At 23.6% G+C, this 24,743-nt stretch carries 25 protein-coding genes and 1 tRNA gene; 16 read left to right on the forward strand and 10 right to left on the reverse strand.

The genetic code is table 11. The annotated features are described in order from the left end of the window. Positions 1-22 precede the first annotated feature (22 nt). The gene (lpdA, locus tag H0H48_RS02440) at positions 23-1,444 is read left to right on the forward strand and encodes a dihydrolipoyl dehydrogenase (RefSeq protein WP_185870982.1); all 1,422 of its coding nucleotides are present in this window, start codon (positions 23-25) and stop codon (positions 1,442-1,444) included. 27 nt (positions 1,445-1,471) lie between these two features. Here lpdA and H0H48_RS02445 read toward each other — a convergent pair whose 3' ends face one another. Together H0H48_RS02445 and H0H48_RS02450 are read right to left on the reverse strand one after the other, a co-directional pair. Continuing rightward, complete coding sequence (locus H0H48_RS02445) at positions 1,472-2,131, reverse strand: uracil-DNA glycosylase (RefSeq protein WP_185870983.1); 660 nt, start codon at positions 2,129-2,131, stop codon at positions 1,472-1,474. A gap of 23 nt (positions 2,132-2,154) precedes the next feature. Then, on the reverse strand, positions 2,155-2,484 hold the full coding sequence (locus tag H0H48_RS02450) for a 4Fe-4S dicluster domain-containing protein (RefSeq protein ID WP_185870984.1): 330 nt from the start codon (positions 2,482-2,484) through the stop codon (positions 2,155-2,157). 25 nt (positions 2,485-2,509) lie between these two features. On the opposite strand from H0H48_RS02450, the gene H0H48_RS02455 reads away from it, so the two are divergent. Further along, positions 2,510-3,592 (forward strand): phosphoserine aminotransferase, encoded by a 1,083-nt coding sequence (locus H0H48_RS02455; RefSeq protein WP_185870985.1) that lies wholly within the window; start codon positions 2,510-2,512, stop codon positions 3,590-3,592. On the opposite strand, the gene ribD is transcribed toward H0H48_RS02455, so the two are convergent. The 4 genes from ribD to H0H48_RS02475 form a co-directional block, all read right to left on the reverse strand. Continuing rightward, positions 3,572-4,612, reverse strand: coding sequence for a bifunctional diaminohydroxyphosphoribosylaminopyrimidine deaminase/5-amino-6-(5-phosphoribosylamino)uracil reductase RibD (gene ribD, locus H0H48_RS02460; protein ID WP_394366912.1), 1,041 nt, complete (start codon positions 4,610-4,612; stop codon positions 3,572-3,574). The two genes, H0H48_RS02455 and ribD, sit on opposite strands and share 21 nt — an antisense overlap. Further along, a complete protein-coding gene (locus H0H48_RS02465; RefSeq protein ID WP_394366913.1) occupies positions 4,588-5,358 on the reverse strand; it encodes a shikimate dehydrogenase family protein in 771 nt (256 codons plus the stop codon). The genes ribD and H0H48_RS02465 overlap by 25 nt, the downstream gene beginning before the upstream one ends. 36 nt (positions 5,359-5,394) lie before the next feature. Next, positions 5,395-5,592, reverse strand: coding sequence for a 30S ribosomal protein S21 (gene rpsU, locus H0H48_RS02470; protein WP_185870986.1), 198 nt, complete (start codon positions 5,590-5,592; stop codon positions 5,395-5,397). Positions 5,593-5,654: 62 nt separating this feature from the next. After that, positions 5,655-5,729, reverse strand: a tRNA-Val gene (locus H0H48_RS02475). Between the two features lie 89 nt (positions 5,730-5,818). On the opposite strand from H0H48_RS02475, the gene recG reads away from it, so the two are divergent. From recG to H0H48_RS02510, 7 genes are all read left to right on the forward strand, one after another. Continuing rightward, positions 5,819-7,924 (forward strand): ATP-dependent DNA helicase RecG, encoded by a 2,106-nt coding sequence (gene recG / locus H0H48_RS02480; RefSeq protein WP_185870987.1) that lies wholly within the window; start codon positions 5,819-5,821, stop codon positions 7,922-7,924. Continuing rightward, positions 7,915-9,996: an ATP-dependent helicase gene (locus H0H48_RS02485; protein WP_185870988.1), complete on the forward strand. Its 2,082-nt coding sequence runs from the start codon at positions 7,915-7,917 to the stop codon at positions 9,994-9,996. The genes recG and H0H48_RS02485 overlap by 10 nt, the downstream gene beginning before the upstream one ends. A 1-nt stretch (position 9,997) precedes the next feature. Beyond that, positions 9,998-11,002, forward strand: coding sequence for a cation diffusion facilitator family transporter (locus tag H0H48_RS02490; protein ID WP_185870989.1), 1,005 nt, complete (start codon positions 9,998-10,000; stop codon positions 11,000-11,002). 10 nt (positions 11,003-11,012) lie between these two features. Beyond that, positions 11,013-11,657, forward strand: coding sequence for a DUF4290 domain-containing protein (locus H0H48_RS02495; RefSeq protein ID WP_185870990.1), 645 nt, complete (start codon positions 11,013-11,015; stop codon positions 11,655-11,657). After that, a complete protein-coding gene (gene murA / locus H0H48_RS02500; protein ID WP_185870991.1) occupies positions 11,644-12,960 on the forward strand; it encodes a UDP-N-acetylglucosamine 1-carboxyvinyltransferase in 1,317 nt (438 codons plus the stop codon). The genes H0H48_RS02495 and murA overlap by 14 nt, the downstream gene beginning before the upstream one ends. A gap of 101 nt (positions 12,961-13,061) precedes the next feature. Beyond that, entirely contained in the window at positions 13,062-13,544 is a 483-nt protein-coding gene (gene greA, locus H0H48_RS02505; RefSeq protein WP_185870992.1) for a transcription elongation factor GreA, read from the forward strand. Beyond that, complete coding sequence (locus H0H48_RS02510) at positions 13,537-13,947, forward strand: HIT family protein (RefSeq protein ID WP_185870993.1); 411 nt, start codon at positions 13,537-13,539, stop codon at positions 13,945-13,947. The genes greA and H0H48_RS02510 overlap by 8 nt, the downstream gene beginning before the upstream one ends. A gap of 25 nt (positions 13,948-13,972) precedes the next feature. On the opposite strand, the gene H0H48_RS02515 is transcribed toward H0H48_RS02510, so the two are convergent. Then, positions 13,973-14,752, reverse strand: a complete 780-nt coding sequence (locus tag H0H48_RS02515; RefSeq protein ID WP_185870994.1) for a type III pantothenate kinase — start codon at positions 14,750-14,752, stop codon at positions 13,973-13,975. Between the two features lie 110 nt (positions 14,753-14,862). On the opposite strand from H0H48_RS02515, the gene H0H48_RS02520 reads away from it, so the two are divergent. Continuing rightward, positions 14,863-15,666: an alpha/beta fold hydrolase gene (locus H0H48_RS02520; protein ID WP_185870995.1), complete on the forward strand. Its 804-nt coding sequence runs from the start codon at positions 14,863-14,865 to the stop codon at positions 15,664-15,666. Further along, positions 15,663-16,265, forward strand: coding sequence for a 5-formyltetrahydrofolate cyclo-ligase (locus tag H0H48_RS02525; protein ID WP_185870996.1), 603 nt, complete (start codon positions 15,663-15,665; stop codon positions 16,263-16,265). The genes H0H48_RS02520 and H0H48_RS02525 overlap by 4 nt, the downstream gene beginning before the upstream one ends. On the opposite strand, the gene rseP is transcribed toward H0H48_RS02525, so the two are convergent. Next, on the reverse strand, positions 16,246-17,574 hold the full coding sequence (gene rseP / locus H0H48_RS02530; protein ID WP_185870997.1) for an RIP metalloprotease RseP: 1,329 nt from the start codon (positions 17,572-17,574) through the stop codon (positions 16,246-16,248). The genes H0H48_RS02525 and rseP overlap by 20 nt on opposite strands. A 93-nt stretch (positions 17,575-17,667) precedes the next feature. Between rseP and H0H48_RS02535 the strand changes: the two genes are divergently transcribed. Beyond that, positions 17,668-17,913, forward strand: a complete 246-nt coding sequence (locus H0H48_RS02535; RefSeq protein ID WP_185870998.1) for a FeoA family protein — start codon at positions 17,668-17,670, stop codon at positions 17,911-17,913. Next, positions 17,897-19,942, forward strand: coding sequence for a ferrous iron transport protein B (gene feoB / locus H0H48_RS02540; RefSeq protein WP_185870999.1), 2,046 nt, complete (start codon positions 17,897-17,899; stop codon positions 19,940-19,942). The genes H0H48_RS02535 and feoB overlap by 17 nt, the downstream gene beginning before the upstream one ends. A 151-nt stretch (positions 19,943-20,093) precedes the next feature. Here feoB and H0H48_RS02545 read toward each other — a convergent pair whose 3' ends face one another. After that, on the reverse strand, positions 20,094-21,077 hold the full coding sequence (locus H0H48_RS02545) for a D-alanine--D-alanine ligase (RefSeq protein ID WP_185871000.1): 984 nt from the start codon (positions 21,075-21,077) through the stop codon (positions 20,094-20,096). A 43-nt stretch (positions 21,078-21,120) separates the two neighbouring features. Here H0H48_RS02545 and H0H48_RS02550 point away from each other — a divergent pair, with 43 nt between their 5' ends. The 3 genes from H0H48_RS02550 to H0H48_RS03110 are packed head-to-tail and all read left to right on the forward strand — an operon-like array spanning position 21,121 to position 23,394. Continuing rightward, positions 21,121-22,335 (forward strand): PASTA domain-containing protein, encoded by a 1,215-nt coding sequence (locus tag H0H48_RS02550; RefSeq protein WP_185871001.1) that lies wholly within the window; start codon positions 21,121-21,123, stop codon positions 22,333-22,335. A 7-nt stretch (positions 22,336-22,342) separates the two neighbouring features. Continuing rightward, entirely contained in the window at positions 22,343-22,750 is a 408-nt protein-coding gene (locus tag H0H48_RS03105) for a S4 domain-containing protein (protein ID WP_238785309.1), read from the forward strand. Beyond that, on the forward strand, positions 22,747-23,394 hold the full coding sequence (locus H0H48_RS03110) for an RluA family pseudouridine synthase (protein ID WP_238785311.1): 648 nt from the start codon (positions 22,747-22,749) through the stop codon (positions 23,392-23,394). The genes H0H48_RS03105 and H0H48_RS03110 overlap by 4 nt, the downstream gene beginning before the upstream one ends. Here H0H48_RS03110 and mgtE read toward each other — a convergent pair. Continuing rightward, positions 23,364-24,716 (reverse strand): magnesium transporter, encoded by a 1,353-nt coding sequence (gene mgtE, locus H0H48_RS02560; RefSeq protein ID WP_185871002.1) that lies wholly within the window; start codon positions 24,714-24,716, stop codon positions 23,364-23,366. The genes H0H48_RS03110 and mgtE overlap by 31 nt on opposite strands. Between the last annotated feature and the right edge of the window lie 27 nt (positions 24,717-24,743).

The raw sequence follows: 24,743 nt of genomic DNA on the forward strand, positions 1-24,743 counted from the left end.
ACTTTATAAACAAAAAATTAATATGAAAAATTACGATATTGTAGTCATAGGATCAGGTCCAGGAGGATATATTTCTGCTATTAGAGCTAGTCAATTAGGATTTAAAACTGCAATTGTAGAAAAATATGAAGAATTAGGAGGGACATGTTTAAATGTAGGATGTATTCCATCTAAATCTCTTTTAGATTCTTCTAAATATTTTCTATTAGCCAAAAAAAATTATCATTTACATGGAATATCTTTTGAAAAGATTAGTCTAGATTTTGATAAAATGATGAATAGAAAAAACAATATAATTAAAAATATAAATAATGGAGTTAAATATTTATTAAATAAAAATAAGGTAGATGTTTATCAAGGGATAGCGTCGTTTATAAATAAAAACACTCTTTCTGTAAAGAAAATAAAATCATTATATGAAAAAAATAAAATAAATTTTAAATTTTGTATAATAGCCACTGGCTCTAAGCCTACATGTTTTCCATATATAAATTTTAGCCTGAAAAATAGGATTATATCTTCTACAGAAGCTCTTTCTTTAAAAGAAATTCCAAAAAAATTAATAATAATTGGAGGAGGAGTCATTGGATTAGAAATAGGTTCTATATTTAACAGATTAGGAAGCGAAGTGCTAATCATAGAAGGAATGAATAGAATAATACCTGGTATGGATTTTTCTCTAAGTGAAGAAATGAAGAAAATATTAGAAAAATCCTCTATTAAAATAATAACTTCTTTATCCATTAACAATATTGTTACAGAAAATAATGAAAAAGTAGCTATTCTAGCTAAAGATAAAAATGGAAAAGAAATAAAATTTACAGGAGATTATTGTCTTCTATGTATCGGTAGAATTCCTAATACAGAAAATTTAGGATTAGAAAACATAGGAATAAAAAAGAATGAAAAAGGATTTATTATAGTTAATCATCATTTGCAATCTAGTGTTCATAATAATATATATGCTGTAGGAGATGTTATAGGTGGAAAGATGTTAGCACATAAAGCAGAATATGAGGGATTACATGTAGTAGAACATATAGCAGGACAAAAACCTAACATTATTAATTATGATTTAATTCCTTCAGTAATTTATACGTATCCTGAAGTAGCCAGCGTTGGAAAAACAGAATATGAGATAAAAAATGAAAAAATAGAATATAACATAGGGTTTTTCCCAATGAAGGTATTAGGTAGGGCCAAAACAAGTGGATGTACAGATGGATTTTTGAAAATGATTTCTCATAAAAAAACAGATAAAATATTAGGGGTTCATATAATATCGGATCACGCATCAGATATGATAATGGAAGCAACTGTTGCTATGGAATTCTATTCCTCTTCTGAGGATATATATAGAATATGTCATCCTCATCCTACTTATAGCGAAGCATTTAAAGAAGTTTCTTTGTTAAATTTTGAAAATAGATCTATACATCTGTAAGTAATGTTAAAATAAATGGTATAATTTTTACCATTTTATGGGACATTTTCCTTTTTCATATAAAAAAATATTAGTTTTTATAAAGTGTTTAGACCCAAAAAATCCATGATATGCAGAAAAAGGAGAAGGATGTGATGTTTCTAAAACATAATGATCATTTAATTGATTAATAAATTTTTTTTTCATTTTTGCATGTTTTCCCCATAAAAGAAAAACAACATTTTTTTTATTTTCTGAAATAAAATGTATAATTCTATTTGTAAAAACTTCCCATCCTATTTCTTTATGAGATTTAGGGAATCCTTCTCTTACTGTCAAAATAGAATTTAATAACAAAATACCTTGTATTGCCCAATGAACTAAAGATCCATTAGATGGTATTTCTTTATTATTAAAACAACTATTTACTTCTATGAAGATATTCCTTAATGAGGGAGGGATTTTGGTTCCATTTTGGACAGAAAAACAAAGTCCATCAGCTTGATTTTTATTGTAATATGGATCCTGACCTAGGATAACAACTTTTAATTTTTTTAAAGAACAATATTTGAAAGAAGAAAAAATATCTTCTTTTCTAGGAAAACATACAAAATTACTATACTCTTCTTTCAGTTTTTTTAATAAATCATTAAAATATTTTTTTTTATATTCTTTTATAAAAAAAGAATTCCAAGTTAATTTCTCCATATAAAAAAAAGTGAATTAATTACTCATTTATGATGAGTATGCAATAAATTCTTTTTATTAATAAGTTCTTCTTTAGTTTCATACATATCAAGAATACAACAGTTTACTGGACATATCATAATGCATTGAGGTTCTTCATAGAAACCAATACATTCTGTACATTTTTCTGAAACAATAAAATATGTATCCTTTTTTTTTGGTTTTTGTGGAATATTATAATCTTCATTTTTATGAAACAAAGAATTTCCATCTGACATTTTCCATGTTTTTCCTCCTTCATAAATCGCATGATTAGGACATTCTGGTTCGCAAGCTCCACAATTAATACAATCTTCTGTTATCTTTATAGACATAAAGAATTTTTTTTTAATTAAAATTATGATTAAAACATTTGATAAAATAGGTAAAATTTTAAGAGAATTTAGGAAATTTTACATAAATAAAAAATTAAATAATTCATTTTTTTCTAATAACGAAATAAAAAAATTCTTTCCTTCTATTAAAAAAATTATTCAAAGAATTTCTATCAATAATAGTTGGTTTCATATGGAAGATTTACTTTTAAGTATTGATCAATGGGGGAAGACACTTACAAGAAAAAACTTAGAATATTGGATAGATAAGCAATTTTATAAAATAAATAATAATAAAAATAAAGAAAAAAACGTTCTTGTAATTATGCCTGGAAATATTCCACTAGCAGGATTTCACGATTTTTTGTGCGTTATTATATCTGGATATAAAATAATAATTAAATTATCTCAAAAAGATAATTTATTGTTTCCTTTTTTATGTAAGATTATGAAACATATTAATCCAATGTTAAAGGATAAAATTAAATTTACTGAAAATTTTTTTAAAGAAAAATATGACTATGTCATAGCCACTGGAAATAATAATACGGCTCGTTATTTTGAATATTATTTCAGAGAAAAGCCACTTCTATTACGTAATAATCGAACTTCGATAGCTATTTTACAAGGGGATGAGAAACAGGAAGATTTAATTTTTTTGAATAAAGATATACTTACTTATTCTGGAAGAGGATGTAGAAATATAGGAAAAATTTTTATCCCTTATAAATATAATATCAGTCATATATTGGATAAATCATATTTATATAAATATATTACAAGAAACAAAAAATATATGGATAATTACAAATATTATCTATCTATTTATAATATGAATAAAAAAATATGTATCAAAAACAATGATTTTCTCATTTTTAAAGAGGATAAAAATTATTTTAGTCCAATATCAGTTGTTTATTATGAATATTATAAAAATTTAGATAAATTGAGAAAAAATATTATTAAAAATAAAAAACATCTACAATGCATTGTAGCAAAAAATTTTCTCGAAGAGGAAATATGCTTCGGAGAAGCACAATTACCAAAATTAGAAGATTATGCAGATGGCATTAATACAATTCAATTCTTATCTCGAAAAATAAAATAATATATCTTTTCCAATATTTACACTTTTTAACATTTTTCCTTTTATTATAGGAGATTCTATGCCGCATTTTAATGTTGTATTACATACAAAAACCCTACATTCATCCCACATATTTTCTTTTATGAAATTTTCTAATGTATTTTTTCCACCTTCTACAATCAGAGATTGTATGTTTCTTCTATATAATTGATTTAATATATTCTTTATTAGTTCTTTTTTAAAGGAGAGGCAAATATATTCTATATTTTTTTTATTTTTTTTATTTTTTTCTGTAAAAATAATAGTTTTTTGAGTTCCATCTAAAACAAAGTATGAATCAGGTATATTTAATTTTTTATCGATAAAAATCCTTACTGGATTTTTTCCATCCCACTTTCTAACATTTAGTTTTGGATTGTCGTTTAATACAGTTTTTTTTCCAACTAAAATGCTATCCTCTTCGGATCTCCATTTATGATTTAGTTGTCTAGCGTTTTCTCCACTTATCCATTTATTTTTTCTATTTGAGGAATATATAAATCCATCATTACTTTGAGCCCATTTTAGTATAATATAAGGCCTGTTTTTTTTATGAAAAGTGAAAAAACGTTTATTCAGAACCAAGCATTGATCTTCTAAAAAATTTTCTACTACTTTTATTCCATTATTTATAAGTTTTTTTATTCCTAGACCATTTACTTTTTGATATGGATCTCTGATCCCTATTACAACTATCGGTATTTTCTTTTTGATGATTAAATCAACGCAAGGAGATGTTTTTCCAAAATGAATACATGGTTCTAATGTTACATATAGTGTAGAATTAACAAATGAATTATTGTCCTTAATTTTATTGATAGCTTCAACTTCAGCATGGTTCATTCCAAATTTATAATGCCAACCTTCCGATATAACAACTCCGTTTTTTTCTATAACACATCCAACCATGGGATTAGGGGAAGTTGTCCCTAATCCATTTCTAGCTAATTGTATAGCTCTCTCCATAAAAATTTTTTTTAAGGAGAATTCCATATTTTCCATGATTCATTTGCTTGAATATTCAACATTTCTAATCCATTTCTTATAAAAGCTCCTTTTTTTTCTGCTTTTTTTAAAAATAAACTTTTATTAGGATTATATACCAAATCATAAAAATAATGTTTTTTAGAAATAAATTGATAAGGAACGAGAGGACAAGAGTTAATATTTGGATACGTTCCAACCGGGGTACAATTAATAATAATTTTATGAGTTTCCAGTATATCTTTATTTAAATCATCATAGGATAAAAAATATTTTCTTTTTCTTCTAGATACGAATTGATAGGATATTCCTAAATTTTTTAAAACAAAAGATATAGTTTTAGAAACACTTCCAGTTCCTAGAATTAAAGCATTTGGATTTTTTTCATGAAAAAATTTCATATCCTTTTCAAAAGATAATTGAAAACCAATAATATCTGTATTGTATCCAATGATCTTTTTTTTCCTAATAATTTTTACAACATTTACGGATCCTATTTCTTTTGCTTCTGCAGTTATTTCTGTTAAAAAATTAATGATACTAGTTTTGTAAGGTATTGTTACATTGCACCCTATCAAATAAGGAATTCTAAAAATAGATGAGACTTTTTCTATTTTTTCAATATCAAAAATCTTATAATCTACATTAGATAGAGATTCTTTTTTAAATTTTTCCAAAAAAAAATTTCTTGAAAAAGAATAGCCTATATTTTTACCAATTAACCCAAATATAATTTTATTATCAGTAGTTTTTTTTACCATCATAAAAACATAAAAAAAGTAAATCTTATTTATTCATTTTTATTCATCATTCTTTGATCTCATTTTTTCTCTATATTTAGCTCTCAGAATTTCATTTCTTCTTCCTTCAGAAGGTTTTACATATTGTTGTTTTTCTCTAAACTCTTTGAGAACTCTAGTTTTATCAAATTTTTTTTTACATTTTTTTAATGCTTTATCAATAGACTCACCTTCTCTTACTATAGTGATTAAAATCATATTTATATTTTATTTAATTTTTATATAAATAACAAAATTAAAGTAAAATAATTGAAGAAATGTGGACACTATCGGATTTGAACCGACGACCTCTACTCTGTCAAAGTAGCGCTCTAAACCAACTGAGCTAAATGTCCTAATTTTTAATTAATTATCTACTAGTTGACAAAATTAAGTTTTTTTTGTAAAAAAAATAGGGAAACTATCTATTTCTATATAATTTATGATGTCTTATAGCATTTTAAAAAAATCCATAAAAAATTTAAAAGGATTAAATTTAAAAAAAATACATTTATTTAATTCGGAATTAAACATTCATACATATGAAGATTTATTGTTTTTTTTCCCAAAAAAATATATTCAACTTTCTAAGTTTAGGAAAATATCAGAATTATTTACTAATAAAAATAATCATAACAAAAATTTTGTAAAAATTTTAGGAAAGATTACCAATATTAAAGAAATAACAACTTGTAATAAAAAAATATTGATAGCTCGTTTGGAAGATAAAACGGGATTTATTGAATTAATTTGGTTTCATAAGATTAATTTTTATAAAAAAATAAAAAAAAATACTATTATCATAGTTTACGGAAAACTAAATTTTTTCCAAAATAAAATACAGATTATTCATCCTAATATTGAAAAATATGAAATTTCTCATTCAATAAATAATAACTACTGTATATATCCTATTTATTTTATACCAAAAAAATTAAGAGATATAGGATTAAATAATTTACTTATAATTAAGTTATTAGAAAATTTAATCCAAGAATCAAAGAATCACATAGAAGATTTTTTTTTCCAAAAATTTTTGAAGAAAAAATTAATGTCAAAAAAAGAAGCTTTAATCCAAATTCATTTTCCAAAATCTTTTAAAAAAAAACTTCAAGCACAATATTCTTTAAAATTTGAAGAACTATTTCTAATAAAATTATTTTTTTTATCAAAAAGAAAAATTACAGATGGTCCAAAGTTTTCAAAATTGGGAAAAAATTTTCATCAGTTCTACAAATATTTTCTTCCTTTTTCATTAACAGAAGAACAAAAAAAAGTATTCAGAGAAATATGGAACGATTTAAAAAAATCTATTCAAATGAATAGACTATTACAAGGAGAAGTAGGAAGTGGAAAAACTATAATAGCGATGTTAGCTATGTTAATAGCTTTAGACAACGGATTTCAATCATGTTTGATGGCTCCTACCGAAGTTTTGGCTATACAACATTATCAATATATAAAAAAAATGTTTTCAACAATAAAAATTAAAATAGCTTTATTAACTAGATCAACTCCTATTTCTGTACGAAAAAAAATTTGTAATGATATATTTAAAGGTACGATTTTTATCATAGTTGGAACTCATACATTAATTCAAAAAAAAGTAAAATTTTTTAATTTAGGATTAGCAGTTATAGATGAACAACAACGTTTTGGAGTAAAACAAAGATCTTATCTTTGTAAAAAAAACGATAAAAAATTTCCTCATACTTTAATTATGACTGCTACACCTATTCCTAGAACTTTAGCTAAAATTATATACCATGATTTAAATATATCCATAATAAAAGATCTCCCTTTAGGAAGAAAACCAGTAAAAACTATTCATCTCTTAGATAAAAATAGAAAAAAAGCTTTTGAAATAATAAAAAATCAAATTTTAAAAGGAAGACAAATATATATTGTTTATCCTATTATAGAAAACAAAAATAGAAAGAAATGCAATAGTTTAATGGAAGGATATAAAGAAATAAAAGATAAATTTCAAACATTGGGAAATAAAATAGGAATATTACATGGAAAAATGACTTCTAAGGAAAAAGAAATACAAATAAATCTTTTTTTTCATGGAAAAACTAAAATAATGATATCTACTACTGTAATAGAAGTAGGAATAAATGTTCCAAATGCAACAGTTATTTTAATAGAAAATGCAAACTTTTTTGGATTATCTCAACTTCATCAATTGAGAGGAAGAGTAGGAAGAGGTCCATATCAAAGTTATTGTATACTTATTACAAATGAAAATATTGGATTAAAAAGTAGTTCCAAAATAGAAAAAATGTGTATAACAAATAGTGGATTGGAAATTGCTAAAGAAGATTTTAAACAAAGGGGTAGTGGAGATTTAATAGGAACAAAACAAAGCGGAAAAAGTTGTTTTCATACTATCAATATTATGAAAGATTATAAAATGATAAAAGAAGTATTTCCAGTAGCTGAAAATTTTTTTGAAAAAAATCCAAACTTCTTATTAAAAAAGAACAAAGATATTCCTCACAAATATTATGAATGGATAAAAAATAGATTCAATAATCTATGTCTCTAAATATAGATCAACAAAAAATAATAAAAACTATTAATGGGCCTATACTAGTTATTGCTGGAGCAGGATCAGGAAAGACTCGCGTTATTACATATAGAATTGCTTATATGATCAAGAATACGGGAATTGACCCTTCTAATATACTAGCTTTAACTTTTACTAAAAAAGCCGCTATAGAAATGAAAAATAGAATATCTAAAATGATTTGCATTGATCAACTAGATCAACTAACATTAGGAACTTTTCATTCTATTTTTTCAAAAATTTTAAGAAAAGAATCCTCCTATATAGGATATAATCCTAATTATACTATTTATGATCAAAAAGATTCAGAAAATCTTATAAAAAGAATATTGAAAGATATTAATTTAGATATTAATCTAACTCCTAAAGAAATAAGAAGAGAAATTTCCGAATGTAAAAATAATTTATACAGTAAGTTTTTAATTAAAAAAAGAAAATCTGAAACTTTTATAAGAATATATGAACATTACACAAAACGTTGTATACAATCAAACGCTTTAGATTTTGATGATATATTACTTTATACTAATCATCTATTCTTTAAATTTCCTAATATTTTACAAAAATATCAAGAAAAATTCAAATATATACTAATAGATGAATATCAAGATACAAATATTTCTCAAAGTGTTATAATAAAAAATTTATCTTCCAAATATAGAAATATTTTTGTAGTAGGAGATGATGCTCAAAGTATTTATGCTTTTCGTGGTGCAAATATAGCAAATATATTAAATTTTCATTTAGATTATAATGAAGCAAAAATATTTCGTCTTGAGCAAAATTATCGTTCTACTAATTATATAGTGGAAGCATCTAACAATATCATTTCTTTCAATAAAAATCAAATAACAAAAAAAATATGGACTAAAAATGAAAAGGGAGAAAAAGTAAAAATATATTGTGCTTCTTCTGAGAAAAAAGAAGCACAATATATTGCTAATCTTATTCTTTCAACAAAAGAAAATAAATATTTTCAATATAAAGACATTGCTATTCTCTATAGAACAAATAAACAATCATATTTTATAGAATCTTCTCTAAAAGAAAAAAATATACCATATAAAATATATGGATCAACTTCATTGTTTAAAAGAAAAGAAATCAGAGACTTATTATCTTATTTTAAGATAATAATAAACCCAGAAGATGAACAATCTGTATTACATGTAATCAATAAAATAATAAAAAATAAAAATATTGTAAAACATATAATAGAATTATCAAAACAAGAAAAAATTACAGTATATAACGTAATAAATAAAATAGATAATTATGACATTTTCACAAAAAAAACGAAAGAAAAGTTAAAAAAAATTTTTTTAGAAATAGAAAAATTTAGAATTAAATCAAAAATATTAGATGCTTATACAATAGCAAAACATATTGTACATTTTTTGATAGAAATAGATAAAAATTATAATTATACAGACTTTCAATATATATTATATAACGTATCTCATTATATAGAAGAACAAAAAAGACTAAAAAATAATGGGAACAATAGTTTATCAGGTTTTTTACAATATTTATATGTAGAGGTAGAAGAAGAAACTGAAAAATTTAATGATGGTAACAAAGTTTCTTTAATGACTGTTCATTTATCTAAAGGATTAGAATTTTCTATTGTTTTTATCACAGGATTAGAAGAAAATATATTTCCATCAAAATTAAGTATAAACTCTCAGTTTAAAATAGAAGAAGAACGTAGACTTTTTTATGTTGCTTTAACTAGAGCACAAAAAATGGCTATATTAACTTATACAAAATCTAGATTTTTATGGGGGGAAAAAAAGGAAAATATTCGCAGTCGTTTTATTAACGAACTAAATCAAAAATTTGTTAATACAGAAAATAAAAAAATTACATATGAAAATTCTAAAAATTTACATATAAAAGAAGGTGTGATCGTTTATCATCAAATATTTGGTTTTGGAACTGTTCTAAAATTAGAATATCTTAATAAAATCGCCTTAATTAACTTTAAAAAAGTTGGAAAAAAGAGAATTTTATTACAATTGAACAAACTTATTATTCATCATAATAAATAATATGAATAATTTAAAATCAATTAAATTAAACTTCAATTTACAAAAAGTGATATGTTTTATATCTGTTATTATTTTCTTCATAAAATTTATTAGTTGGCATTTTACCTCTTCACTTTCCATATTTAGTGACGCTATGGAAAGTTTAATTAATATAATAAGCAGTTTTATTGGGTTAATTAGTCTATACATATCTTCTTTACCGAAAGATCATAATCATCCATATGGTCATGGAAAAATAGAGTTTATTTCTGCTGCTATAGAAGGAATATTAATTTTTATTGTAGGAATTTCTATATTAATAAATACTTTTATGCGTATTAAATCTCATATTCATACAAATGAATTTTTTTTATATAGATTAGATCATGGAATATTTTTAATGTTTTTTACAACAGCTTGTATTAATTACCTTTTAGGATTTTTATCCTGTAAAATAGGAAAAAAAAATAAGTCTTTAATATTAATAGCTAGTGGAAAACATCTTAAAATAGATACATATTCTACATTTGGAATAGTTATAGGGTTATTTCTTTTGAAAATAACAAAATTTACATGGATTGACCCAATTATTTCCATTATTTTCTCTTTTATAATATTATATACAGGATTAAAATTATTAAGAAATGCAACAGCAGGAATTATGGATGAATCTGATAAAAAACTTTTAAATAAATTATTTAATCATTTTAATGAGAAAAGAGATATTCATTGGATAGATATTCATCATTTAAAAGCAATTAAATATGGGAGAGATCTACATGTAGATTGCCACCTTACTGTTCCATGGTTTTTTAATGTAAAAAAAGCTAATGAAAAAGTTAAAAAATTGACGAAACTAACCAAAAATGAATTTGGGTCTAGAGTAGAATTGTCTGTATATCTAGAAGCATGTTCTAAAAATCACTGTATATTTTGTTTTAATAAATCATGTCAAGTAAGACATAATATTTTTCAAAAAAAAATTCTTTGGACTTCAGATAGAACATATTATAAGAATAAATTATAAATATATTAATATGGAATATAATACTAACCGTTTCAAATTAGTTATACCAGAATATGGTAGAAATATTCATAAAATGATATACTATGCTACAAAAATAAAAAATAGAAAAAAAAGGAATCTTTGCGTATTAGGTATTATAAAATTGATGATAGATTCCACTTTCACTAAAAAAAATACTAAAAATATTAAAAAAAAACTGAGCAAATCAATTTTCCGACATAAATTAATATGGAATCAATTATTTATAATATCTAAATATCAGCTAGATATTGATATCCCATTTCCTAAACCTAATCCAGAAAATATTAGCTTTTTATCTTATAAAAAGGTGGTTTATCCAAAATATTTAACTAGTTTTCGATATTATGGAAAGATAATAAGAAACATGATTCATGTCGCAGTTCATTGTAAAAATGAACAAAAAAAAGAAGGATTATCTTATGCTATAGCAAATACAATGAAAAAAAATTATTTAAGATGGAATAAAAATATAGTGGAAGATGATATTATTTTTAAAGACTTAAAAGAACTTTCTAATGGAAAAATTTGTTTAATGAAAAAAACAGATACATTATTGCAGTGTTCTCATATTTTGAAAAATACAAAAAAAATACTGAAGAGAGGGAAAAAAGATAAAAATAATGGGAAGTTTTAAAATAAAAGGAGGAAATATTTTAAAAGGAGAAATAACACCTCAAGGTGCTAAAAATGAAGCATTACAAGTATTATGTGCAGTTTTATTAACACATGAAAAATTAAGGATCAAGAATATTCCAGAAATAGAAGACGTTAAATGTTTGATGAAAATATTAGAAAATCTTGGAGTTATAATAGAAAAAAATGGAATTGGAGATTATAGTTTACAAGCTAAAAATATAAATATTGAATATTTGAATACAGATCAATTTCTTGAATATGGAAAATCTATAAGAGGTTCTATTATGGTTGCTGGCCCTTTATTAGCAAGATTTGGAAAAGTTAAGATTCCAATACCTGGAGGAGATAGAATTGGAAGAAGACGTTTAGATGCTCATTTGATAGGATTAAAACTATTAGGAGCTGTAATTCATTATCACAATGAACATAAGTATTTTCATTTATACTTGAATAATAAAAAAAAACGTTTAATCGGAAATTATATTCTTATGGAAGAAGCTTCTATTACTGGAACAGCTAATATTATTATGGCAGCTACATTAGCGAATGGAAAAACCATTATATATAATGCAGCATGTGAACCATATATTCAACAATTATGTAAACTATTAAACAAAATGGGTGCAAAAATAAAAGGTATTGGATCTAATTTAATCAAAATAATTGGAGTTTCAAATTTAGGAGGATGTATTCATGTGATATTACCTGATATGGTAGAAATAGGAAGTTGGATAGGGTTATCAGCAATTACTTGTTCTGAAATACGAATTAAAAATGTTAGTTGGAAAAATTTAGGAGTAATACCAAAAACATTCCAAAAAATGGGAATAAAATTAGAGAAAAAAAAAGATGATATATATATTCCATCACAAAAATCTTATAAGATTAATAAATTATTAAATAATGCAATATTAACAATATCTGATGCTCCTTGGCCTGGATTAACTCCAGATTTATTAAGCGTTTTAATTGTTGTAGCAACTCAAGCGGAAGGTAGTGTATTAATTCATCAAAAAATGTTTGAAAGTAGATTATTCTTTGTGGATAAACTTATTGAAATGGGAGCGCAAATAATATTATGTGATCCACATAGAGCTACAGTTATTGGATTAAATCACCAATCTTATCTTAAAGGATCTATATTAAATTCCCCAGATATTAGAGCAGGAATTTCACTTCTTATAGCAGCTCTTTCTGCCAAAGGAACTAGTATTATAAAAAATATAGAGCAAATAGATAGAGGATACGAAAATATAGATCATAGATTACGTATTTTAGGAGCAGATATTGTAAGAATATAATTAACAAAATTTTTGTAGGATGGAATCATCATTTTTTTTTGAAAAAATGATTTTCTATAATTATTTTATATGATATAACTTTACTTTGTAAAATAGAAAATATGGTAAAATTTGAATATATAACTAAAGAAGGATTAAAAAAATTACAAAAAGAAATAGAGAGATTAGAAAATATAGAACGTCCAAAAATATCTATGCAAATAGCAGAAGCTAGAGATAAAGGAGATTTATCAGAAAATGCGGAATATGATGCAATAAAAGAAGCGCAAGGATTTCTAGAAATGAATATATCTAAATTAAAAAAAAAATTATCCAACTCCAGAATTATAGATGGTTCACAAATAAATAGAACAAGAGTTTCTATACTATCTACAGTTAGAATTAAAAATTTAACTTATGGTGGAGAACAAATATATACTTTAGTTCCAGAAGGAGAGGCCGATTTAAAATCGGGAAAAATATCTATCAACACCCCGATATCTACTGGATTACTCGGAAAACAAGTGGGAGAAATAGCTCATATTAAACTTCCTAATAAAATGATACTTGATTACAAAATTTTAGAAATAGCATTTAGTGAATAGAAAGGACATTTTTCAAAAGATAATTGAAAATAAAGTTTTCGCTTATAAAGTAGCAGAAAATTTTGATTATTTAGCTTTCTTGGATCTATATCCAATGAAAATAGGGCACACTTTAGTTATTCCTAAAAAGAGAATAGATAATATTTTTTCTATGACAGAAAATGATTTTATTTCTATTATGTCTTTTTCTAGAAAAATAGGATTATCTTTAGAAAAAGTAATTCCTTGTAATAGAATTGGCATCTTTGTATTGGGTTTTGAAATTCCTCATGTTCACATTCATTTAATTCCTATGGATACAGAAAATGATGCAAATTTTTCTAAAAAAAGAATTTTTTTATCAGAAAAAAATTTTCAAATTTTATCCAAAAAAATAAAAAAACAAATTGATATCAATCACTAAATTGATTCAAAATATTTACTTTTTTTTATTCAATATTCTTGTTATTCCAATGGAATAATATTTTTAATCCTTTTATTGTATGTAATTTATCTTTAATATGAATTTTTTTAGTTAGAGACGTATATATATGAGATAATCCTCCTGTTGCTATGACAAAACAATTTTTTTTTAATTCTTTATTAATTCTATTTATTAATCCTTCTACCATACTTAAATATCCATATATTATTCCGCTTTGTATACATTCCTCTGTGTATTGTCCAAGTATTCTTGATGGTTTTTTTAATTCTATTTGTGATAATTGAGCTGTATTTCTAATTAAAGCAGATAATGAACCATTGACTCCTGGAGCAATAATAACTCCTTGAAGAAATCCATATTCATCGACACATGTTAAGCTCAACGCAGTTCCAAAATCTACCACTAGAGTAGTGTTATTTTTGTATAATGTATATGCAGCTATAGCATTAGCATATAAATCTGTTCCTAACTGATGTGAATAATGTTTTATAGGAGAATATGAATATCTATCTACTATTATTGGTCTTATTTTATGTATTTCATATAAAGATTCTTCTACAATATTTGTTAAAGGAGGGACAACAGATCCAATTACAATATTTTTCACTAATTTTGAAATAATTCCATATTGTTGATATATATTTCTAAATAGAAGAATATATTCATCTAATGATCTATGTGGATTACTATTAATAATCCAAGAACAATTACATTTTAAATTATAATTATTATTAAATAGTCCAAAACGAAGACTTGAATTTCCAATATTTATAGTTAATAACATTATTTATTTTATTATTCAATAAATTGAATGAATAATAAAAAATTTAATAATTCTTACAATTGCAATTTATTATTTTATTGAAAATTTATTATTTTCTAAATAAAACAAGTATGATATTAACACATAATATTTATCAAAAAATAAGTTACAAAATAGAAGGAGAAGGAGTTCCTATAGTATTATTACATGGATTTATGGAGAATTCAGAAATATGGAATGACATACTTTTTAATTTTAGAAGAAAGTATAAAATAATTTTAATTGATTTTCCTGGTCATGGAAAAAGCTTTTTTCCACAAAGAATGAATATAATTTCTACTATGGAAGAAATGTCTATTATCGTGTTAAAAATCTTGGAAAAAGAGTATATAAAAAAAGCAATTTTTATAGGTCATTCTATGGGAGGATATATATCATTATCTATTGCTGAAAAAAATCCACATATTTTTTTAGGATTATGTTTACTTCATTCTACTTCGAATTCTGATTCAGATAAAAAGAAAAAAATACGTATAAAATCCATAAAATTAGCAAAAAATAATTTTCCAATATTTGTTTCTAATAGTATAAATAAATTATTCAATCCTAAAAAATTAAATATTTTACAAATAAAACAACGTTTGGTAAAAAAAATTGCTTTATCTACATCTATTTATAGTGTTTCCTCTTTTCTAAGAGGAATGTCTATCAGAAATAGTAGAATACACGTACTAAAAAATAATATTTTCCCAAAATTATATATTATAGGATTACATGATTTAATTCTTGATCCAAAAGAAATTAAAAAAGAAGTAAAAAGTATTGAAAAATACAGAACAAAATTTGTTAGCCTTAATGTAGGCCATATGAGTCATGTAGAAGATCCAAAAAAATTAATAAAGATACTTGATAAGTTTATAGTTTCTAATCAATGAATAAAGATAGTTTACGAAAAAAATATATTTCATATAGAAAAAAAATACCTAAAAACGAATTCATTCAAAAAAATTATAATATCTTTTTTCAATTAAGAAAGGTTTTTTTTTATTATAAAAAAATATATGAAAAAAAATATTATCATCTATTTCTACCCATACGAAAATACAATGAAATTAATACATTTATTATTATTGATTTTCTTTTAAAGAAAAAAAAATATATCACCGTACCATATTCAAATTTTGATCAATTATCAATAGATAATTGTTTTTTTGATAAGAAAACTTTATTACAAAAAAATAAATATGGAATTTATGAGCCTATATATAAACGTGTAATTCCTATTTCACTAATTGAAGTAATATTCATACCATTACTAATATTTGACCTTAAAGGTTATCGTGTAGGATATGGAAAAGGTTTTTATGATAAATTCATAAACTTATGTAATAAAAATACTATTAAAATAGGAATGAGTTTTTTTCATCCTATAGAAAAAATTATAGATACACATGATAATGATTTATCAATTGACATTGGAATTACTACAAATAAGGTATTTGTTTTCAATAAATTTAAGATAGAAAAACTTTGAAAATATCCCAAGCAATAATGAGAATCATAATTACACTAATTATTAAAAAACCAAATATTGTACATTTTTCAACAATATTTTCATTGATTTTCTTTCTTGTTATCATTTCTATGATAATGAATAAAATATATCCACCATCTAATGATGGAATTGGAAATAAATTTAAAAAAGCTAACCAAATAGATAAAGTAGCAGTAAAAGTCCAAAAGATATCCCAATTCCATTTAGAAGGAAATTCTTTAGCCATAGAAAAAAAACTACCTATTTGTTTATAAGCCTTTGTTTGTATATGAAAAACATTTTTAAAGAAAAATATTTGATTTTTTAGAATAGTCCAAGTTTTTTTTATTCCATGAGGTAGACTTTCAATAAATGAATATTTCTTTTTTTCAAATAGAAAAATTTCATTCATATCAATAAAACTTTTCAGATATATTCCTAATAAATTTTTTGGATGAACATATGCTATTTTTTGAATAATATCACCATCTCTATTTACAGAAACTAATACCCTTTCATTTATATATTTGTATAATGTTTCTTTTAATTCATCTAAAAATAGAATAGATTCTGAATTTATTGATAATATTTCATCGTTATTTTTTAAACCAGAAATATTAGATTCTGAATAATCATTTACCATATGATTTATTATAGGAGGAATACGGGGTCTAATAAAAAAATTATATTCTTTTCTATCAAAAAGAAATCTTTTTTTATTATTATCTAATGGTAAATTAATAACCTTTCCCATACGATCTACAGTAATAGAATTTCCAAGAACAATAGCTCTTGGCATATCATTAAAATATTTGATATATTTTCCGTTAACAAATAAAATTTTATCTCCATTTTTTAATCCTATTTTTTCACCTAAAGCATCTACTTCAATCCCATATCGCACATTTTTTGTAGGAAGATAAGTTTCTCCATATTTAAATAGTAAAAGAGTAAAAATAATAATTGATAAAAGTATATTTGATATTATACCTCCTGATATAATCAATAATCTTTTTATAGATGATTTTGAACGAAATTCCCAATTTTTTTTTATAGAAGATTTTTCTACATTATCCATCACCATCCCAGTTATTTTAACATAACCACCTAAAGGTAACCACCCAATACCATAAATAGTATCACCAATTTTTTTACTGAAAATAGAGAACCAAGGATCAAAAAATAAAAAAAATCTCTCAACTCTTACTTTAAATGCTTTAGCTAATATAAAATGTCCAAGTTCATGAACTATGATCAATGTAGATATACTAAGAAATAATTGTATAAACCTAATAAAAGTAGATGTCATTCTTATATGAATGTTTAAGATAAAAAAGATAAATTTAAACCTTTATTTCATTTTTTCATTATTTTACATTTTTTCAAAGAAAAAAATATAGTTTTGTATCTATCTAATCTTAAAAAAGGAGAAAAAGGAATTGTTAAAGGATATAGAAATGAAGAATTTCCAATAAAATTACTAGAATTAGGAATTCTACCTGGAGTTAAATTTGAAGTACTTTTTTTTTCTATTTTTCATGATCCGTTATGTATAAGTTATGATAAATCTTGTTTAGCTTTACGTAAAGAAGAAGCAGAAAATATTATAATAGAACCTATTATTAATGAAAATGACAAGATTTGTTAAACTAGCGCTCATCGGAAATCCTAATGTAGGAAAAACTTCTTTATTTAATAATTTGACTGGATTAAATCAAAAAGTTGGTAATTATTCAGGAGTTACAGTAGAAAAAAAAATAGGATTTTTTTATTATAAACATATTAAATATCAAATAATTGACTTACCCGGAACATATAGCATATATCCCTCATCTGAAGATGAAGAAATTGTAAGTAATTTATTAAATAATGTAAATGATTCTGATTATCCTGATAAAATAATTGTAGTAGTAGATTCTTCAAATCTAAAAAAAAGCCTACTTCTTTTCAGTCAAATACAAGATTTAGGATTTCCAGTATTGTTGATATTAAATATGATGGATCAAGCAAAAAAAAAGGGAATTTATATCAATATAAAAAATCTTAAAAAAGCTCTTTTAACAGATGTTATTCTTCTTGATGCAAGAAAAAAATTAGGAATAGATAAACTTAAAAACAAATTAAAAAATTTAAAAAAAATAAGAGAAGAACCTTTTTTTTGTACAAGAAAAGATTTTTCTAATCCTATTAATGAAGTAATAAATATTTATAAAACTAACAATAGATACAAAGCTTGGTATTATTTAGCTAATAATAATAGCTTAATAAAAGAAGATCTTATTCTAAAAGAAATAAAAAAAAAATACAATCTTGTATCTAAAAAGTTACAAATAAAAGAAATATTAGATAGATATGAGAAAATAACAAAAATTATATCAAAATCAGTATCTGATATTATATCATGTAAAGAAAAAAATATTTTAGAATTCTCTAAAAAATTAGATTATCATCTAATCGTACATCCTTTTTGGGGTTATTTAATTTTCTTATTTTTTCTATTTTTCATTTTTCAATGTATCTTTTTTTGGTCAGATTATCCAAAAATACTTATAGAATTTTTTTTTTATTTTATTAAAAAAAAATTAGAAAATTTTTATCCAGGTCCTTTAAATGATTTTTTATTACAAGGAATATTACCTGGAATTAGCACAATACTAACTTTTGTTCCACAAATATTTATTCTTTTATTTTTTTTACTAATTATGGAAGAAAGTGGTTACATTAGCAGGGTAATTTTCTTAATGGATAGAATTATGCGTCCATTTGGACTTAATGGAAAGAGTGTTGTCCCTCTTATTTCAAGTATAGCTTGTGCTATTCCTGCAATAATGTCTGCAAGACATATTGAAAACCCTAGAGATCGTTTAATCACTATATTAGCTACTCCTTTTATGACCTGTTCAGCTAGACTTCCTGTTTATACTTTAATTATATCTTTAATCATTCCGAATAAAAAATGGGGATTTATTCAACTAAAAGGAATAGTTCTTATGGGAATGTATTTGATAGGAATTTTATCTGCATTAACAGTATCTATGATATTACATAAATTTTTGAAGAAAAATTACAAAAGCCATCTTATTATGGAAATACCTACATATAAAATTCCAATATTTAGAAATATATGGATCCCTATTTGGATAAATCTTAAATCTTTTATTGTAAATGTAGGAAAAATGATACTATTAGTTAATATAATAATTTGGGGATTGGGAAATTTTGGGCCTACAAATAAGAATATAGATAGTGATAATAATAATTATATAACTATTCAAAAGAGAGACCTACCTAATTCTTATTTAGGAATATTAGGGAAAAAAATAGAACCTATACTAAATCCATTAGGATATGATTGGAAAATAGGAATAGGGATATTATCTTCTCTTATAGCAAGAGAAGTTTTTATTAGTACTATGACATCTGTTTATAATATAGAAAATAAAGAAAATAATTTTCTGAGTGAAAAAATGAAAAATAATTTTTTTCCTGAAAAAAAAAAACCTATGGCAACAGGGTTATCTATATTATTTTTTTATGCATTTTCTATGCAATGTATGAGTACTTTATCCATAGTAAAAAAAGAAACAAAATCTTGGAAGTGGCCTATAATGCAATTTATATTTATGACTTTATTAGCTTATATTACTTCTTTTTTAATATATCAAATACTAAAATAACATAATATATGTGGTGGCAGTATATAATAATCGGGATATTTTTCTTTACTTCAATTATTATTTTATTAAGAAGTTTAATATTTTTTTTCTATTATAACTACAAAAAAAATCATTGCAATAATAATAAATGCAATTGTAAATTATAATTTTACTATTTTCTAGTAATAGATACCTCTATCATTTTTTTTAAAAAAAATGATAGAGGTATCCCAGCAGATTCTAATTGTTTTGGAAAAATACTTTCTTTTGAAAGTCCTGGTATTGTATTTATTTCTAAAAAGTATGGTTCTCCATTTACTATTATATACTCCGATCTAGACATTCCAGATAAATTAAAAATTTCGTATACTTTATTAGCAACATTATATATCCTACTTTCTATTTTTGGGTGTAACTTTGCTGGAGTTATTTCGTTAGATTTCCCAGAATATTTTGATTCAAAATCAAAAAAATCATTTTGACTAATTATCTCTGTTATAGGTAAAACAAAAATTTCTTTGTCATAGGAAAATACTCCTACAGAAATTTCTTTTCCATCAAGAAAAGATTCAATAATAATTTCTTTATCTTCTTTAAAAGCTTTTTTTACTGCAGTAGTAAAATTTTTTTCTTCATATACTTTACTTATACCTAAACTGGATCCAGATCTGTTAGGTTTTACAAAACATGGTAACCCTATTTCTTTCAAAATTTTTTTTTCGTTAAAAATTTTATTTTTATTTAAGAAAATAAATTTTGCTGTATTAATTCCAAAATTTTTCAATAAAGTTAGACAATATTTTTTATTAAAAGTTATGTTAGAATGATGAAAATTACCCCCAGTACAAGGGATCCCTAACAATTGAAAATAAGCTTGTAACATTCCATCTTCTCCTGGAGTTCCATGAATTACGTTAAATACACAGTCAAATTTAATATTTTCTTTTCCTATTTTTACTGAAAAATCATGTTTATTAATATGATATTCCTTATTTTCATCATTCTTTAAAACCCATCTATCATTAAAAATATAAACCCTATAAAGATCAAATTCTGATTTATTTAAGTTATTATAAACAGCTGTTCCACTTTTAATAGAAATAAGAGATTCTTTTGTGTATCCACCCATAACAATAGCAACAGCTATTTTTTTCATTATTTTTATTCTATTATAATTGTAATAATATATAAATATACAAATGAATTACTCAAAATATATATTAATTTTCATTATTAATTTATTAGCAGCTATATACCTTTTGTATAAGGTTACTCAATTAGCACTAAAATGGGTCGATGTTTACACAAAACATGGTTCTTATGTTGAAATTCCGAATTTACGCTATTTAACATTATCAAAATCTATTTCTATCTTGAATAGATTAGGATTGAAATATGATATAGATAAATCATATTATGATCCATATTTAGAAAATAATAAAATTATTTCTTTTTTTCCAGGAGCTGGATCTCATGTAAAACAAGGAAGATTTATTTACATAAAAATAAATATAAAACCTAATAAATATTGTAATATTTTACCAGATATTATGAATAAAAACAAAGATATAGCTATAAAACTACTACATAAAAATAATATTATAATTAAAGAAATAAGATATATAGATGATATAAATAAAGATAAAATTATAAAAATATTTTATAATAATAAACCTATTACATATGGATATATCTTTTGTCCAAAGAATAATTTGGATGGAATTACTTTAATAATAGGGAAAAGTATACAAAAAAATAACTTTATTATTCCAAATGTTATTGGAATGTCACTAAAAACAGCAATTTCAACCTTAAAAAATAAATTTTTTAATATTATTAATTTTTATTATGACTATCCAAATTCAAATGAATCTGCAAAAGTATATCGACAAAGTCCTTCTCCTGGAAAAACTCATAATAAAAATCAAACTATTGATCTTTGGTTATCTAATTTTTATTCCACGAAGAAAGAGATAGAGACAGATTCCACGAAGAAAGAGATAGAGACAGATTCTACGAAGAAAGAGATAGAGAAAGATTCTACGAAGAAAGAGATAGAGACAGATTCTACGAAGAAAGAGATAGAGACAGATTCTACGAAGAAAGAGATAGAGACAGATTCTACGAAGAAAGAGGTGAAGAAAGGAGCTACGAAGAAAGAGGAGAAGAAAGAGGCCACGAAGGAAGCGGTGAAGAAAGATGATACGAAGAAAGAGGTGAAGAAAGATGCTACGAAGAAAGAGGTGAAGAAAGATGCTACGAAGAAAGAGATGAAGAAAGATGCTACGAAGAAAGAGATGAAGAAAGATGCTACGAAGAAAGAGATGAAGAAAGATGATACGAAGAAAGAGATGAAGAAAGATGCTACGAAGAAAGAGATGAAGAAAAACTTTTTTAATTCATTGAATAAATAATGAAAAAATGAAGAATAAAAAAATAAAAATAGTAGTCGATAAAAATGAAAGAGAAATACGTATTGATAAATTCTTGGTGAAAGAAATACAAAATATTAGTAGAAATCAAATACAAAAAGTTTTCAATTCAGGAAAAATACTAGTAAACAAAAAAGTTATAAATAGAAAAAATCATAAAGTAAAACCTCTAGATTCTATTGAACTAGAAATAGAAATAGAACCATTACGTAATCATATTATTAATCTAGAATATAAAAATATTTTAGAAGAAAAAATGGATCTAAATATTGTTTATGAAGATGAAGATCTTATTATAATTAATAAACCTGCGGGAATAGTAGTACATCCTGCTTATGGCAATAATCAAGGTACCTTGATTAATGGAATTAAATATTACTTAAAAAAAAAAAATTGAAAATTAATCTATATAGATGTGGTTTAATTCATAGATTAGATAAATATACATCAGGTTTATTAGTTTTAGCAAAAAATGAATCTTCACAAAAATATTTATCAGAACAATTTCATAAAAAAACTATTAAAAGAAAATATATAGCTTTAATATGGGGAAATCTAAATCTAGAAAAAGGGGTTATAAGTGGATTTATAGGTAGAGATCCAAATAACAGAAAAAGAATGACTATATATAACAATAAAAATTGTAATATAAATAAAGGAAAATTATCTATAACTCATTATAAAGTATTAGAAAGATTCAAATATATAACGTATATATCTTGTAAATTAGAAACAGGAAGAACACATCAAATAAGAACTCATTTTAAATATATAGGACATCCATTATTTAATGATTCAGTATATGGAGGTAATAAAATTTTTTTCAAGAGAAAATTATCTAAAAAAAATATAGATTTTTTTAATGTTTGTTTAAATATATTACAAAGACAAGCATTACATGCTGTTTCTATTTCTTTCATACATCCAAAAAATGGAATTTTTCATTTTTCTATTCCTATTCCTAAAGATTTTAAAATAGTACTTTCTATGTGTAGAGATCAATTCCATGATTATAATAATGTTCCATGTAACAACATATAAGAAACAGAAAAATATATAATTAACCCAATAACATCTACTAATGTAGCTACAAAAGGAGCAGAAGAACTAGCTGGATCTCCTCTAAATTTTTTAATTATAAATGGTAACATAGAACCACTAAATGTCCCCCATAGAACTACTCCTATCAAGGATAAAAACACTGTTAATCCTACTAATATCCAATGTGGCCCATAATCATATAAATTAATATTATGCCAAGCTATAATACGTATAAACCCAGTCATTCCTAAAATGCTTCCTAAAAAAAAACCACAAATAATTTCTCTTCGCATAACAGTCCACCAATCTTTTATTTTCACTTCTCCTAAAGCCATTGCTTGAATAATTAAACTTGCTGCCTGAGAACCACTATTTCCTCCACTTGAAACAACTAAAGGAATAAATAAAGTAAGAACTATAGCTTTTTCTAGAGCTCCTGAAAAATTTTGCATTACTGTGGTTGTAAACATTTCTCCAATAAATAACAAAATTAACCAACCGGCTCTTTTCTTAATTAATTTATATAAAGGAACATTAAGATAAGATTGATTTAAAACTTCCATTCCTTCTATTTTTTGAACATCTTCTTTGTAATTCTCATTTAACCCCCATAGGATATCATTCATAGTCACTATTCCCAATAAGAAATTTTGATCATCTATAACAGGAAGTGAAACTCTGTTGTTTAAAGAAAATAGTTTAGTAGCTACTTCTTCAGTATCAGAAATATTTAAAGCAGCAGTATATTTTCCATCCATTAAATCAGAGACTTTAGTTTTTGGATTCACAAGTAAAATATCTCGTATTTTTATATCATCTATTAATTTTCCATTTTTATCTATTATATAGACAATTTCTATAACATCACTATTTTTTACCTCTTTTCTAATATAATCTAATAAATCTTGTATGATCCAATTTTTTTGAATTGCAAGATAATATGGAACCATTAAACGTCCTACACTATTTTTAGGATATCCTAAAGATACTAATGTCCTTTGTTTTTCTTCTGTATTTAAATATTTAATCAAATCCTTTAAAGAATCTTCTGGAATTTTTTGAAAAAAAGAAATACGATCTTCTACTGGAAGATTATTTAATAGTCCCATTTTTTTTTTAATAGATAATTCTTCTATAATTCTTTTTTTTGTAGGAAAATCTAATACTTTAAAAACAGAAATAACTTTATTTAACTTCAATAAGTTAAATATTCTAATAATATCATCTGGATTATTTTGTATTATATTGATTAATTCACTAATAGTTTGTTTATTTAAAAACTCTTTGTTATTTATCAAATAATATTGATGATCATTAAACATTTTATTTTTTTTTAGAGAAATTTTTAC

Source organism: Blattabacterium cuenoti, from assembly GCF_014252055.1.
Lineage (GTDB): Bacteria > Bacteroidota > Bacteroidia > Flavobacteriales > Blattabacteriaceae > Blattabacterium > Blattabacterium cuenoti_D.

Bases quoted from the DNA above. Each gene is read 5' to 3' on its own strand.
- lpdA (WP_185870982.1), top strand. From the start codon at position 23: ATGAAAAATTACGATATTGTAGTCATAGGATCAGGTCCAGGAGGATAT.
- H0H48_RS02445 (WP_185870983.1), bottom strand. From the start codon at position 2,131: ATGGAGAAATTAACTTGGAATTCTTTTTTTATAAAAGAATATAAAAAA.
- H0H48_RS02450 (WP_185870984.1), bottom strand. From the start codon at position 2,484: ATGTCTATAAAGATAACAGAAGATTGTATTAATTGTGGAGCTTGCGAA.
- H0H48_RS02455 (WP_185870985.1), top strand. From the start codon at position 2,510: ATGATTAAAACATTTGATAAAATAGGTAAAATTTTAAGAGAATTTAGG.
- ribD (WP_394366912.1), bottom strand. From the start codon at position 4,612: ATGGAAAATATGGAATTCTCCTTAAAAAAAATTTTTATGGAGAGAGCT.
- H0H48_RS02465 (WP_394366913.1), bottom strand. From the start codon at position 5,358: ATGATGGTAAAAAAAACTACTGATAATAAAATTATATTTGGGTTAATT.
- rpsU (WP_185870986.1), bottom strand. From the start codon at position 5,592: ATGATTTTAATCACTATAGTAAGAGAAGGTGAGTCTATTGATAAAGCA.
- recG (WP_185870987.1), top strand. From the start codon at position 5,819: ATGTCTTATAGCATTTTAAAAAAATCCATAAAAAATTTAAAAGGATTA.
- H0H48_RS02485 (WP_185870988.1), top strand. From the start codon at position 7,915: ATGTCTCTAAATATAGATCAACAAAAAATAATAAAAACTATTAATGGG.
- H0H48_RS02490 (WP_185870989.1), top strand. From the start codon at position 9,998: ATGAATAATTTAAAATCAATTAAATTAAACTTCAATTTACAAAAAGTG.
- H0H48_RS02495 (WP_185870990.1), top strand. From the start codon at position 11,013: ATGGAATATAATACTAACCGTTTCAAATTAGTTATACCAGAATATGGT.
- murA (WP_185870991.1), top strand. From the start codon at position 11,644: ATGGGAAGTTTTAAAATAAAAGGAGGAAATATTTTAAAAGGAGAAATA.
- greA (WP_185870992.1), top strand. From the start codon at position 13,062: ATGGTAAAATTTGAATATATAACTAAAGAAGGATTAAAAAAATTACAA.
- H0H48_RS02515 (WP_185870994.1), bottom strand. From the start codon at position 14,752: ATGTTATTAACTATAAATATTGGAAATTCAAGTCTTCGTTTTGGACTA.
- H0H48_RS02520 (WP_185870995.1), top strand. From the start codon at position 14,863: ATGATATTAACACATAATATTTATCAAAAAATAAGTTACAAAATAGAA.
- H0H48_RS02525 (WP_185870996.1), top strand. From the start codon at position 15,663: ATGAATAAAGATAGTTTACGAAAAAAATATATTTCATATAGAAAAAAA.
- rseP (WP_185870997.1), bottom strand. From the start codon at position 17,574: ATGACATCTACTTTTATTAGGTTTATACAATTATTTCTTAGTATATCT.
- feoB (WP_185870999.1), top strand. From the start codon at position 17,897: ATGACAAGATTTGTTAAACTAGCGCTCATCGGAAATCCTAATGTAGGA.
- H0H48_RS02545 (WP_185871000.1), bottom strand. From the start codon at position 21,077: ATGAAAAAAATAGCTGTTGCTATTGTTATGGGTGGATACACAAAAGAA.
- H0H48_RS02550 (WP_185871001.1), top strand. From the start codon at position 21,121: ATGAATTACTCAAAATATATATTAATTTTCATTATTAATTTATTAGCA.
- H0H48_RS03105 (WP_238785309.1), top strand. From the start codon at position 22,343: ATGAAGAATAAAAAAATAAAAATAGTAGTCGATAAAAATGAAAGAGAA.
- mgtE (WP_185871002.1), bottom strand. From the start codon at position 24,716: ATGTTTAATGATCATCAATATTATTTGATAAATAACAAAGAGTTTTTA.